A 12,784-nucleotide genomic window follows, 5' to 3' on the forward strand; every position below is an offset into this window, starting at 1 on the left:
TTCCGCTCCGGCCTCGCGCAACGCCGCGCGAACTTCCATAGACGCAGACAATATCGTCGGCAAAAACGATCAATTGGATTTATCGAACGCGAAGGTCCAAAGCTGAGGTCGTTCCGGGACCGAAGATCGACGGTCCCGCCGCGAGACGGCGATCCCCCGCTGTTTTCGCGCTCGAGGAGGGCCGCCGCCCTCAGCCCCCAAGCGGTGGCCCTCCTCCTTAAGCTTCGAAAGGCCTGTTCCAATGCCCGCTCTCATCGACCGCCTGGAAGCCTGGACCCTGCTGGCCCTCGGCCTCGCCGCCGGGATCGCCCTGCCCCACCCGGTCACCACCGCCCTGTGGACCGGCGCGGCGCGGGCGTTCGAGCGGGCGGGCGACGTCGGGATGGTGGAACGGCTGACCTCGGCGACGAAGTTCGGTCCTCGGATCCGAGCCGGACTGCGCGGCGATAGGCTGAGCCACCTGCGCTTCGCCTGACCGCACTTGCCCCCTTCGCGCCTTCGGCGCTCCGTCCCCCTACGGGGGCGGACAGACCGCGAAGCGGTCAGGTGGGGGCAAGCGGGTGCGCCTCTGACCTACCCGCCCCACCACCGCGCCACGGGCAAGGTCAGCGCCAGGCCCAGCATCAGCAGGCAGACCAGGAGATAGGCGGCGATGGCGGTACGCAACTGTCGGGCTGGATCGATCCTCATGGACGGCTCCGGGCGGACAGGGTGGGACGCTCCGCACGATGATCCCGGCCAAGCTCGCCCCGCCATCGGGGAATCCCCTATTTTCCCCGCGCAGAACCCCAAGTCGCCAGACTGGGGCGAGGACTGGCGAAGCGCGCCGCGATCGACCACATTCGGACCGATGACTCCGCCTTCCCGCCCGCCCCGCAAGCGCCTGTCCCGACCCGTGCACTGGGTGCTGGACGGCCTGGGCGCGGCCCTGTTCGCCACGGGCGCCGTCGGAGCCTTCGTGCCGGGCATGCCGACCACGGTCTTCTGGATCGGGGCGGTGATGTGCTTCCTGAAGACCCGGCCCCACGCGGTGCGGCCGCTGCTGCGCACCCCGATCATCGGCCCGGCCATCCGCTGGTATCTGCGCTGGCGCCCATTCGGCGGGTCGAAAAAGCGGCGCTAAAAGCCTATCTGTCGCCCACCATGTCCGATCCCATCGACGACGAAGACGAAACCGGCCGCCGCCGCGCCCTGAGCAACGCCCGGGTGCTGGGCTTCATCGTGCGCTTCTGGCTGCGGCGGAAGGGGCTGTTCGCGGCCGGCGTCGGCCTGACCCTGGTGGCGATCTGCTTCGATCTGGCCCTGCCGTGGGCCTCGGGCCGTCTGATCGACACCGTCACCAAGGGCCCCTCGGCCATCGACGCGGCCTGGATGGCCTGGGTCGCCTTCGTGGGCGTCTATCTGGGCTTCACCGTGATCCGCAACATCGCCATGCGGTTCTGGATCCCCCTGGCCGCGCGCAACATGGAGGAGATGACCAACGAGGGCTACGCCCGCGTCCAGGCCTTCTCGTCCGACTGGCACGCCGACAGCTTCGCCGGCGCCACGGTGCGCAAGCTGACCCGGGGCATGTGGGGCTATGACAGCGTCACCGACGCCACCACCATCTGGCTGGCCCCCAGCCTGATCGTGCTGACCGGCCTGTCGGTGATGCTGCTGCTGCGCCAGCCCCTGGCGGGCGGCGTGGCCCTGGTGGTGGTGGCCGCCTATCTGGCCCTCAACCTGCTGGTCACCGCCCGCTATGTGCGGCCCTACAATCTGAAGTCCAACGCCCTGGACTCCCGGATCGGCGCGGCCCTGGCCGACGCGGTGACCTCCAACCCCACGGTCAAGAGCTTCGGCGCCGAGGCCCGCGAGAGCGCCCGCGTGGCCCAGGTCACCGCCGCCTGGCGCGACGCGGTGATGCTGACCTGGCACAAGTTCACCGACGTGTGGCTGGGCCAGAACCTCTTGCTGGTGCTGCTGCAGGGCGGGCTGACGGCGGCGATGATCCATGCCTGGGCCAAAGGGACCGCCACCCCCGGCGACGTGGCCTTCGCCATCACCGCCTTCATGCTGATGAGCGGCTATCTGCGCAATCTGGGCGAAAACATCCGCATGATGCAGAAGGGCCTGGACGACACCGAGGACCTGGCCGCCTGGGAGGGCCTGGCGCCCCAGATCGCCGACGTTCCCGGCGCGCCCGATTTCCAGCGCGGTCCCGGGGCCGTGGCCTTCGAGGACGTGACCTTCCGCTACCGCTCGGCCGGCGCGCCGCTCTACGACCACTTCAGCCTGAAGATCGCCCCGGGCGAGCGCGTGGCCCTGGTGGGACCGACGGGCTCGGGCAAGTCGACCTTCGTGCGGCTGATCCAGCGCCTGCACGACCTGCAGGGCGGGCGGATCGTCATCGACGGCCAGGACGTGTCGGAAGTGACGCAAGGCTCCCTGCGCCGCGCCATCGCCGTGGTGCCGCAGGACCCGGCCCTGTTCCACCGCACCCTGCGCGAAAACATCGCTTATGGCCGCCCGGACGCCACGATCGAGGAGATCGTCGAGGCGGCCAAGAAGGCGCGCGCCCACGACTTCATCCTGCGCCTGCCCCAGGGCTACGACACCCTGGTGGGCGAGCGAGGCATCAAGCTGTCCGGCGGCGAGCGCCAGCGCGTGGCCATCGCCCGGGCCTTCCTGACCAACGCCCCGATCCTGGTGATGGACGAGGCCACCTCCTCGCTCGACGTCGAGACCGAGGGTCAGGTGCAGGAGGCCGCCGAGGCCCTGATGCACGGCCGCACGACCATCGTCATCGCCCACCGCCTGTCGACCGTGCGCGGCGCCGACCGCATCCTGGTCTTCCAGAACGGCCGCGTCGTCGAGGAAGGCCGCCACGGCGAACTGAAGGCGCGCGGTGGGGTCTATGCGCGGCTGAACGCGGTGTCGGAAGGCGTGGCCTAAGGCTTCTTCGCCGTCTGCACCAACACCTCCTGGCTATCCGAACCGCAGGGCTGGACGGGCGCGATCCGCAGCCGCTTGCCGCCGACGATCAGGTCCTGAGCCGGCAGGGACGGGGCGACATGGATGTCGCCCGCCTCCAGCGACTTCTGGACGCCCTGGCAGGCCGGGGTGGTCTCGGCCGTCTTGGCCCAAACGCCGGCCGCATCGATCTTGAAGATGTCGAAGGTCGATCCGCTGGAGATCAGCACCTCGGCCACGCCGTCGTGGTCGACGTCGAGCAGCACCGCGCTGCACGTCAGGTAGCCGGGCAGGCAGTCCGGCTGCTCCAGAACGCCCCAGGTCTGGTCGACGAAGCTCTTGGGCAGGGTCTGGCCCTTCGGATAGACCGTGGTCTCCTTGAAGCGGTCCGGCGCCGGGACCCCCGCCGTGCGGTAGGGCCGGCTCTCGAGCTTGGTGGCCGCGACGGCCCCGGCCTTGATGGCCGGATCGGGGTGGCGCGTCAGCGCGTCCAGCGCCTCGCGGCCGTAGCGGCCGTCGTCGAAGCGCAGGGCGGCGTAGTCGAAGTCCTTGGCCGAGACCTTGCCGGCCTTGAGCCGCGCCATCTGGTCCTGCGCCGACAGCCGCCGGGGATCGGCTAGGGGCGTGAACAGGGCCAGCAGCACGGCGATCACCACGAAGGCCATGGCGATGTTGGTGGTCTCCAGCACCTTCATCCAGGCGCCGGGCCGCACGGCCGCGACCGTGTAGCCGACCGCGTAGCCGGTCGCGACCAGCACGCAGGCGGCGGCCACGATCCGGTCGGGGCTGAGGCCGTACTGGCCGATGCGCAGGGAGAGGCCATAGGCGGCCAGGATCGTGATCGGGACCAGCAGGACGCCGGCCAGCCGCGCGGCCCATTTCAGCACCACGGCCGTCTTCTCGGTCCCGTCCTGATAGGCCGCGTTGGTCAGCAGGATCAGGAAGGCGTCGGCGGTCAGCAGGATGGCCGTGGCGCTGCGGGTCTTCCACAGCGGCTCCAGCCCCGTGAACGGCAGGGTCAGCAGGAAGGCGCCGGCGATCAGGGCCATCAGCGGCAGCAGCCAGGACAGCAGGGTCAGGGCCACGGTGCGCACCCCGCGCACCAGATTGGCCCGCACGTCGGTCAGCTGGACGGCGGCGGCGAACATCACGGCGGTGGCGGGGAAGGCGAAGGCCTCGTGCTTGATCAGCGTCTCGATGGCGTCGATCCCGATCAGCTTGAACAGGGCCGAGGCCAGGAACAGCAGCAGCCAGAAGGCGCCGGTGAAGCCCAGCGACAGCGCCCCCTGCACCCCGTGCTTCCAGGTGACGTCGAAATAGGTCGGGTAGCGGGCGATCCGCCGCCGCTCCGCGTCGGCCGGCTGGACCAGGTGATGGCCGATGAAGACCAGGGCCGCCATGGCCAGGAAGGTGTGCGGTCCCAGGCCGTCGACGCCCTTGGCCGCCGGATCGCCGCTCCAGACGCCATAGGCGCCCAGGCCCGCGGCCGTCACCACCGCCACGCCCTTCCAGACGGCCAGGGTACGGAAGCGCAGGGCCGACACCCCCGCCAGCACCACGAACGGCACGAACAGGAAGACCATCAGCAGGGCGCCGTAGACCTCGCGCTGGGTGGCGGGCCAGACCTTGGACTTGTCGGCCTGGTAGAGACCGTACAGCAGCAGCCCTTGAGCCAGGCCCGTGACCAGCCGGATCAGGGTAGCGCGGCGGATCGCGCGCGGATCGACGGGATCGGCCGGGGGGAAGAGGTCGGTCATCGCGCTGCAACCTTCAATGTCGTGAAGCCAGAGATCACGCCGGGCGCGCGGCGCCTAGCTTGAGCGTGTTGGGGGCGAAGCTTTCGGAGGCGAGCTTGCCGGGGGGCGGTGCGGACTCTAGGTTCCGCGCCGTTCAGGAGTCCCTCGGCATGGCCTATCGCTCGCTTCGCGAATTCATCGACGTCCTCGAGGCGCAGGGCGAGCTGGTGCGGGTGACCGAGCCTGTCTCCACCGTGCTGGAGATGACCGAGATCCAGACGCGCCTGCTGGCCACGGGCGGGCCGGCGGTGCTGTTCGAGAACGTGATCCTGCCCGACGGCACGCGCTCGCCGATGCCCGCGCTCGCCAACCTGTTCGGCACGGTCAAGCGGGTGGCCATGGGCGTCACCCTGGGCGGCGAGCCGCGCACCACCGCCGGCGAACTGCGCGAGGTGGGCGAACTGCTGGCCTTCCTGCGCCAGCCCCAGCCGCCCAAGGGCCTCAAGGACGCCCTGGACATGCTGCCCCTGGCCAAGACCGTCATGGCCATGCGGCCGGGCACGGTGAAGAAGGCTCCGGTGCAGGAAGTGGTGCTGACCGGCGACGACATCGACCTCTCCAAGCTGCCCGTCCAGACCTGCTGGCCGGGCGAGCCGGCGCCGCTGATCACCTGGCCGCTGGTGGTCACCAAGGGTCCGGGCAAGGACCGCGAGGACGACTTCAACCTGGGCATCTACCGCATGCAGGTCCTGTCCAAGGACCGCTGCATCATGCGCTGGCTGGCCCATCGCGGCGGGGCCCAGCACTATGCCCGCCACAAGAAGGCGGGGAAGAAAGAGCCCCTGCCCGCCTGCGCCGTGCTGGGCGCCGATCCCGGCACCATCCTGGCGGCCGTGACGCCGGTGCCCGACACCCTCAGCGAATACCAGTTCGCCGGCCTGCTGCGCGGGGCCAAGGTCGATCTGGTGCCCGCCAAGACCGTGCCGCTGATGGTGCCGGCCCACGCCGAGATCGTCATCGAGGGCCACGTCCTGCTCGACGAATACGAGGACGAGGGCCCCTACGGCGACCACACCGGCTACTACAACAGCGTCGAGAAGTTCCCGGTCTTCCAGGTGACGGCGATCACCATGAGGAAGCAGCCGATCTATCTGACCACCTTCACCGGCCGTCCGCCGGACGAGCCCTCGGTGCTGGGCGAGGCGCTGAACGAGGTCTTCATTCCGCTGATCCGCCAGCAGTTCCCCGAGATCGTCGACTTCTGGCTGCCGCCCGAGGGCTGCAGCTACCGCATCGCCGTGGTGTCGATGAAGAAGGCCTATCCGGGCCACGCCAAGCGGGTGATGCTGGGCGTCTGGAGCTATCTGCGCCAGTTCATGTACACCAAGTGGGTGATCGTCGTGGACCACGACATCAACGCCCGCGACTGGAAGGACGTGATGTGGGCGATCAGCACCAAGATGGACCCCGCGCGGGACATCACGGTGATCGAGCACACCCCCATCGACTATCTCGACTTCGCCAGCCCGGTCAGCGGCCTGGGCAGCAAGATCGGTCTCGACGCCACCGACAAGTGGGAGCCCGAGACCACCCGCGAGTGGGGCCAGGAAATCCGCATGGACCAGTCGGTGATCGACGCCGTCAGCGAGAAGTGGTCGCGGCTGGGCCTGCCGGGGAACGGGAAACCGATCTGGAAGAAGGCCTAAGCGCGGCGCAGGGCGCTCCAGCCCAGCACCCCGATCGGCGCGAACACCGTCAGGGTCAGCAGGCGCTGGAGCAGCCCGCCCAGTGCCGCGCGGTCCAACGGGATCACGCCGGCCATCAGTGGGATCATGACCAGGAAACCCACGAGGTTCAGCAGCAGATAAACCCGCAGGGGCCGCAACGACGGCGCGCGCCAGCCGCCCAGGGCCAGCAGCGGCGGCAAGGCCAGGACGCCGATCATCGACGGGTTCTTCGGATGCAGCGGATGGGGCAGCGGGAAGATCCCCGCCCAGAAGCAGCCCAGGGCGATGACCAGCACCGCCAACGCGATCGGCCACCGCAGCCAGGCCGGATCCCGCCTCATGGCCGTCGCCAGCCCCGCCGTCCCCGCCAGGCCGCCGAAGCCCGACAGGATCGCCACCCCGTTGAACCAGGTCGCGACGGGCGAGCTGTCCGAGCCCAGCACGCTGGTGGCGTCGCGCAGCAGGCTGTAGCCGGGGAACAACGGCGCCAGGGCCAGTTGGACGCCGAAATAGAGCACGGGCAGCAGGACCGCTCCCCACAACAGGGCGCGTGGCGGTCGGATCGATGAATCGCTCATGGAAGGTCCCCTCGTCGCCGACCATGGCCCGCACGGTCAGGTCCGCACAACCCCAGGCGGCGCCGAAATGTCTCAAGCTTCCGCCCTCCCGGGCCGATGCGTCGCCGAGACCAGCACGAAGCTCAGCATCATCAACAGGAACCACGCCCCCAGCTTGGTCACCGGCACCATGATCCAGCCCGCGCTCTGGCTGGGATAGGCCCAGGCGCCGGCCAGGGTGCCCAGGTTCTCCGCCAGCCAGATGAACAGGGCCACCAGGGTCAGGCCCAGCAGCAGCGGCATCCGCCGGGCCACGCGGTCGGGCGTGAAGACCACGAAGGTCCGGCCGAACATCACCACCGTGGCGGCGAACAGGCCCATGCGGATGTCGGGCCCGTAGTGGTGGGAAAAGAAGTTCAGATAGGCCAGGACCGCCACGGTCCACGGCGCCCAGGCCGGCGGATAGCCGGTGAACCGGAAGTCCATCAGTCGCCAGATCCGGGCGATGTAGCTGCCCACGCAGGCGTACATGAAGCCGCTGAACAGGGGTACGCCGCCGACGCGGAAGGTGCCGGGTTCGGGATAGATCCACGAGCCGTGGGCGGTCTTGAACACCTCCATCACCGTGCCGACCACATGGAAGACGGCGATCACCACCGCTTCGTCCCGCCGCTCCAGCTTCAGGGCCAGCAGGGCGGCCTGGATGGCGACCGAGGCGATGACGAGAAAGTCGTAGCGCGCCAGCGGCGCGGCGTCCGGCCACCACAGGTGCGTGGCGACGATCAGGGCCAGCATCAGGCCGCCGAACAGGCAGGCCCAGGCCTGTTTGAGGCCGAACAGCAGGAACTCGTAGGCCCAGCCGTTCAGGCGCGAACGCTCCGCCCAGGGCCTGGCCCGCGCATCCAGCGCCGCGACCCGTTCCTTGATCCAGGCTTTTACGCCATATGTGCGCCCATGACCGCCTCTCCGCTCTTCCCCGCCGCCGCCGACAAGACCGCGCTCGAGCACGGCCTGGCCATCACCCCGCGCTTCGACGCCGCCGGCCTGGTCGCGGCCATCGCCCAGCACGCCGACACCGGCGAGATCCTGATGTTCGCCTGGATGAACGACGAGGCGCTGAAGCTGACCCTCGACACGGGGATCGCCCACTATTTCAGCCGCTCGCGCAACAGCCTCTGGAAGAAGGGCGAGACCAGCGGCCAGCTGCAGATCGTCACCGAGCTGCGAATCGACTGCGACCAGGACGCCGTCCTGATCAAGGTCCGCCCGCAAGGCGACGGGGGCGCCTGCCACACCGGCGCCCGGTCGTGTTTCTACCGCGTCTGGGAGAACGGGGCGCTGGTCGAACGCGAGGCTTGAGGCTCTTCTCATCGCGCCAACCTGCGCCGACGGCGTCGAGCCGTTGGCGACGAGATTTGCAGACCGTGTGGAGATCGCCGTGACCACCGCCCAAGCCCTGATCGCCTTCGCCGTCGCCGCGGGCCTACTGACCATCACGCCGGGCCTGGACACCGCTCTGGTGCTGCGCACGGCCGCCGCCGAGGGCTGGCGGCGGGCCAGCGCCGTGGCGGTGGGGATCGGTCTGGGGTGCCTGGCCTGGGGCGCGGCGGCGGCCTTCGGGGCCGGGGCGCTGCTGGTGGCCTCGCACACGGCCTACACGATCCTGAAGTGGGCGGGCGCGGCCTATCTGGTCTGGCTGGGCGTCAATCTGCTGAGGAAGCCCCGCGCCAGCTTCGACACCGGCGCCGGCGAAGCCCCGCCACAAGGGGGCCTGGCCTCGGCCCTGGCCAAGGGGTTCTGGAACAACCTGCTCAATCCCAAGGTCGGGGTGTTCTACGTTTCGTTCCTGCCCCAGTTCATCCCGGCGGACGCCAATCCGGCCGCCTTCGGCCTGCTGCTGGCGGCGATTCACGTGGTGCTGGGCCTCCTCTGGTCCGGCGGACTGATCCTGGCCACCGCGCCCATCGCCAAGGCGCTGCGCAGGCCCGGCGTGGTGAAGTGGCTGGACAGGGTGACCGGCGGGGTCTTCGTGGCCTTCGGGGTGCGGATCGCCCTGGAGAGGCGCTAGGCCAGGCTCTTCAGATAGGCCGCGAACATGTCGGCCATGGCATCGCTGTAGGCCACGATCTCCGTGTCCGTGCGCGGCGCCTCCGAGAAGGCCTTGCCGCCCTGCTTGAGGGTCGATGAGATCAGCTCGCCCGCCAGGTCGCGGACGGCGTCGGGCGTATCGGGCAGGACCTCGCGCATGAAGTCGCGGACCACCTGCGTTCCCGACACCCGGGCCGCGCGGGCCTCGGGGGCGTCGCGATAGAGCGGGGCGGCGTCGTCCAGCGCCCCGCGCATGGCCGCCTCCTCGCATTCGGACCGCACGAAGGCGTGGACCAGGGCCCGCAGCCGGTCCAGCGGCGGGGTGGCCGCGTCCTGCAATATGCCGCGCAGCAGGTCGGCGGTCTGGCGCCACTCGTCGGCCTGCAGCCGGAACAGGATCGCGGCCTTGTTGGGGAAGTACTGGTAGACCGAGCCGACGCTGACGCCGGCCTTCTCGGCCACCCGGGCCGTGGTGAACCGCGCCGCCCCTTCCCTGGCCAGAACCTGAACCGCCGCCTCGAGGATGGCCGCGACCAGCTCGGTCGAGCGGGCCTGCTGGGGCTGTTTTCGCGAGGAAATCCGGGGACTTGGACGGTCGGTCACGGCGACGCCTGGCAATGCGAATATCGAACCTGACGAATTAGTCGCATTTTCAGTCGGGCGCAACGACGCGCCTTTTCGAGACTGAAGACACCATGAGCACCCTGACCACCGCGCCCATCGCGCCCCTGCTGGACCGCCTGTTCGAGGAGGCCGAGGCCAACTCGCCCAGGAACCATCCCGACTTCGCGGCCCTGACCGGGGAGGACCACGAGCGCCTGATGCGCAGCAAGACCGACTACGCGGACTTCTACGGCCGCCTGAAGGACTTCCCCCTGGCCGTCTCACGGGAGACGGGGGTGTTGCTCTACATGCTGGCGCGCGGCGCCAAGGCCCGGGCCATCGTCGAGTTCGGGACCTCGTTCGGCATCTCGACCCTCTACCTGGCCGCGGCCCTGCGCGACAACGGCGGCGGGCGGCTGATCACCAGCGAGTTCGAGCCCTCCAAGGTCGAGCGCGCCCGAGGCAATCTGACCGTCGGCGGGGTGATCGACCTGGTCGAGATTCGCCAGGGCGACGCGCTGCAGACCCTGGCCGTCGACCTGCCCGAGACCATCGACCTGTTGCTGCTGGACGGCGCCAAGGCCCTCTATCCGGAGATCCTGGCCCTGGTGGAAAGCCGCCTGCGCCCCGGCGCCCTGATCGTCGCCGACAACGCCGACTACGCCCCGGACTACCTGGCCCGGGTGCGCGATCCGGCCCAGGGCTATCTGTCGATCCCGTTCGCCGAGGACGTGGAACTGTCGATGAAGCTGGGGTGAGGTTCTGGCCGAGCAGCAAACTGATCTGTCATCCCGGACAAGCGCGCAGCGCGCCGATCCGGGACCGACGCCTAAGCGCCGCGTTCCAGGTCGGTCCCGGATCGGCGCCCGGCTCTCGCCGGGCTTGTCCGGGATGACAGCTGCTTTTGACTACCCCTCCGCCAGCGCTTTGACCCCGCCCTCGTCGCCGGGCGTGACCACGAAGCGCTTGAGCACGCGAGTCTCGTACTTCGGCTCGAGGATCGTGGAGACCGCGATCAGTTCGCCCGTGGCCTTGCCGTGCTCCAGGGTCAGCAGGAGGTAGCCCTTGGCCGCCTGGTCGGTGAACTTCACTTCCTTGTTGCGAGCCACGAACGCCGCGTCGACCGGCGCTTCGGGCAGGTAGTCGCCATAGCCGGGCGAGGTCACCGAGGTGACGCCGAACTCGGCCGCCACCCGCTTGGCGCCGGCGTCGTCCCACAGCTCGTTGGCCCAGAAGGCGTGGCTGTCGCCGGCCAGCACGATGGGCCGCGCCTTGACCGACTTGAAGATGTCGTAGACCCGCTCGCGGTCGGCCGGATAGCCGTCCCAGGCGTCGAGATTGCCGGGGGTGTCGATCGCCGACAGGGCCCGGGCCTGCTCCACCAGCTTGGCGATCTTGGGCGGCAGCTTGGCCAGATAGGCGGCGTAGGCCTGGTCGCCCATCTGGGCCTTGAGGTTCGGCGCGGCCACCCGGGCCATCACCACCTGGTTGCCCAGCACCTGCCAGGCCGTGCCGGCCTTGACCGAGGCGTCCACCTGGCGGGCCAGCCACTGCTCCTGGCCCTGGCCCATCATGCGGTGATCGGGGTTCTTCAGCTTGGCGGCGAAGGCGGCGAAGTCGGGCGCGCCGTCCGGACCGGCGAGATCCCGGCCGTAGTCCAGCTGGGGCGTGCGGGCCGTCAGCCGGGTCTCGGTCATCAAGAGGGTGGCGACGTCGCCGAACTGGAAGCCGCGCCAGGCGGCATCGGGCAGGGTCCCGGGCGCCGGTTCGCGGATCGGCATCCACTCGTAATAGGCCTTGATCGCCGCGGCCTTGCGCTTGGTCCAGTCGCCTTCCGTCTTGGGCTGGTGGTTCTCGGCTCCGGTCACCCAGCTGTCGTTGGCGGTCTCGTGGTCGTCCCAGACCACGATCCACGGCGCCCGGGCGTGGGCGGCCTGCAGGGCCGGGTCGGTCTTGTAGAGGGCGTGGCGACGGCGGTAGTCGGCCAGGCTGACGATCTCGCGCGGCGGGTCGGGCACGCGGCTCTTGGCTGTCGGCGAGGTCATGCCGTAGTCGTCGGGCGCGGCGCCGTATTCGTAGATGTAGTCGCCCAGGTGCAGCACCGCATCGACGCGCGGCAGCTTGGCGATGGCGTCGTAGGCGTTGAAATAGCCGTTGGGATAGAGCGAGCACGAGGCCACGGCCAGGACCACGTCCTTGGTCGCGCCCTTGGGCAGGGTGCGGGTGCGGCCCGAAACGCCCTTGCCCAGGGCCTTGCCGTCCTTGGCCTGGCGGAAGCGGTAATAGTAGTCCGCGCCCGGCTTCAGGCCGGTGACGTCCACCTTGACCGTGTGGTCGCGGGCGGCGTCGGCCGTGGCGTGGCCCTGGCGGACGATGGTCTTGAAGCCCGCGTCCGTGGCCACGTCCCAGCGCACGCCGATCGAGGCGGTCGTGGCGCCCTCGGGGGTGGCCCGGGTCCACAGCACCACCCGGTCGTGCAGCGGATCGCCCGAGGCGACGCCGTGCCGGAAGCTGGCCCGCCCCTGGTAGAGGCCACGCGGCGTGGCCGCCATCGCCTGGCCCGCCGCCCCGGCGCCGCCCAGTCCGAACAGGGCTAGCGCCCGGCGTCTATCGATGGTCATGCTCAACTCCCAGGGGTAATGGCGCCGCTTCGACCGGTCGTGCGTTAGCCTTCGGACACAACAGGATCATGACGCATGTCCAGCGAAGGCCTCCACGTTCCGCGCGAGAAACTCCGCGCAAAGACCTTGAACCAGCACTACGCCATCACCTCCCTGATCGAGGAGCTGGAGGCGGTGGACTGGTATCGTCAGCGCGCCGACGACTGCGACGACGAGGAGCTGCGCAAGATCCTGCTGCATAACGCGCGAGAAGAGCTGGAGCACGCGGCCATGGTTCTGGAATGGCTGCGCCGGAACGATCCGGAGACGGACGAACAACTGCAGGAATATCTCTTCACCGAAGGCTCGATCACCGGCCGCGAGGAAGAGGCTACGAAATAACCTCCTCACCCGCGTAGCGGGGGAGGTGGCGCGATGCGGATACGCATCGTGACGGAGGGGGCGTCCGGCCGTCGCACGACGCCCCTTCGTCCGCTGCGCGGACACCTCCCCCGTTTCAC

The 12,784-nt window shown here is 69.6% G+C and carries 13 protein-coding genes; 8 read left to right on the forward strand and 5 right to left on the reverse strand.

Annotation, left to right across the window (positions count from 1 at the left end):
- Window positions 1-241: 241 nt before the first annotated feature.
- The 3 genes from AC07OA_RS19395 to AC07OA_RS19405 all read left to right on the forward strand — a co-directional run bounded on the left by AC07OA_RS19395 (window position 242) and on the right by AC07OA_RS19405 (window position 2,934).
- Window positions 242-475 (forward strand): hypothetical protein, encoded by a 234-nt coding sequence (locus tag AC07OA_RS19395; protein WP_494665458.1) that lies wholly within the window; start codon window positions 242-244, stop codon window positions 473-475.
- Between the two features lie 375 nt (window positions 476-850).
- Window positions 851-1,123, forward strand: a complete 273-nt coding sequence (locus AC07OA_RS19400; protein ID WP_494665459.1) for a DUF454 family protein — start codon at window positions 851-853, stop codon at window positions 1,121-1,123.
- 20 nt (window positions 1,124-1,143) lie between these two features.
- A complete protein-coding gene (locus tag AC07OA_RS19405) occupies window positions 1,144-2,934 on the forward strand; it encodes an ABC transporter ATP-binding protein (protein ID WP_494665460.1) in 1,791 nt (596 codons plus the stop codon).
- Here AC07OA_RS19405 and AC07OA_RS19410 read toward each other — a convergent pair.
- The gene (locus AC07OA_RS19410) at window positions 2,931-4,709 is read right to left on the reverse strand and encodes a DUF4153 domain-containing protein (RefSeq protein WP_494665461.1); all 1,779 of its coding nucleotides are present in this window, start codon (window positions 4,707-4,709) and stop codon (window positions 2,931-2,933) included. The genes AC07OA_RS19405 and AC07OA_RS19410 overlap by 4 nt on opposite strands.
- A 149-nt stretch (window positions 4,710-4,858) precedes the next feature.
- On the opposite strand from AC07OA_RS19410, the gene AC07OA_RS19415 reads away from it, so the two are divergent.
- Entirely contained in the window at window positions 4,859-6,394 is a 1,536-nt protein-coding gene (locus tag AC07OA_RS19415; RefSeq protein ID WP_494665462.1) for a UbiD family decarboxylase, read from the forward strand.
- Here AC07OA_RS19415 and AC07OA_RS19420 read toward each other — a convergent pair.
- Window positions 6,391-6,993 (reverse strand): DUF998 domain-containing protein, encoded by a 603-nt coding sequence (locus AC07OA_RS19420; protein ID WP_494665463.1) that lies wholly within the window; start codon window positions 6,991-6,993, stop codon window positions 6,391-6,393. The two genes, AC07OA_RS19415 and AC07OA_RS19420, sit on opposite strands and share 4 nt — an antisense overlap.
- 72 nt (window positions 6,994-7,065) lie before the next feature.
- Window positions 7,066-7,878, reverse strand: coding sequence for a DUF817 domain-containing protein (locus tag AC07OA_RS19425; protein ID WP_494665616.1), 813 nt, complete (start codon window positions 7,876-7,878; stop codon window positions 7,066-7,068).
- A gap of 48 nt (window positions 7,879-7,926) precedes the next feature.
- On the opposite strand from AC07OA_RS19425, the gene hisI reads away from it, so the two are divergent.
- Window positions 7,927-8,331 (forward strand): phosphoribosyl-AMP cyclohydrolase, encoded by a 405-nt coding sequence (gene hisI / locus AC07OA_RS19430; protein ID WP_494665464.1) that lies wholly within the window; start codon window positions 7,927-7,929, stop codon window positions 8,329-8,331.
- 79 nt (window positions 8,332-8,410) lie between these two features.
- Window positions 8,411-9,040, forward strand: a complete 630-nt coding sequence (locus AC07OA_RS19435) for a LysE family translocator (protein WP_494665465.1) — start codon at window positions 8,411-8,413, stop codon at window positions 9,038-9,040.
- Here the strand turns inward: AC07OA_RS19435 and AC07OA_RS19440 are convergent.
- Window positions 9,037-9,663: a TetR/AcrR family transcriptional regulator gene (locus AC07OA_RS19440; RefSeq protein WP_494665466.1), complete on the reverse strand. Its 627-nt coding sequence runs from the start codon at window positions 9,661-9,663 to the stop codon at window positions 9,037-9,039. The genes AC07OA_RS19435 and AC07OA_RS19440 overlap by 4 nt on opposite strands.
- A gap of 92 nt (window positions 9,664-9,755) precedes the next feature.
- Between AC07OA_RS19440 and AC07OA_RS19445 the strand changes: the two genes are divergently transcribed.
- Window positions 9,756-10,421 (forward strand): O-methyltransferase, encoded by a 666-nt coding sequence (locus AC07OA_RS19445; protein WP_494665467.1) that lies wholly within the window; start codon window positions 9,756-9,758, stop codon window positions 10,419-10,421.
- 150 nt (window positions 10,422-10,571) lie between these two features.
- Here AC07OA_RS19445 and AC07OA_RS19450 read toward each other — a convergent pair whose 3' ends face one another.
- On the reverse strand, window positions 10,572-12,284 hold the full coding sequence (locus tag AC07OA_RS19450; RefSeq protein ID WP_494665468.1) for an alkaline phosphatase D family protein: 1,713 nt from the start codon (window positions 12,282-12,284) through the stop codon (window positions 10,572-10,574).
- A gap of 75 nt (window positions 12,285-12,359) precedes the next feature.
- On the opposite strand from AC07OA_RS19450, the gene AC07OA_RS19455 reads away from it, so the two are divergent.
- Window positions 12,360-12,665, forward strand: coding sequence for a ferritin family protein (locus AC07OA_RS19455; protein WP_494665469.1), 306 nt, complete (start codon window positions 12,360-12,362; stop codon window positions 12,663-12,665).
- Window positions 12,666-12,784: the final 119 nt, after the last annotated feature.

This window comes from Caulobacter sp. GW821-FHT09B08, assembly GCF_059418225.1.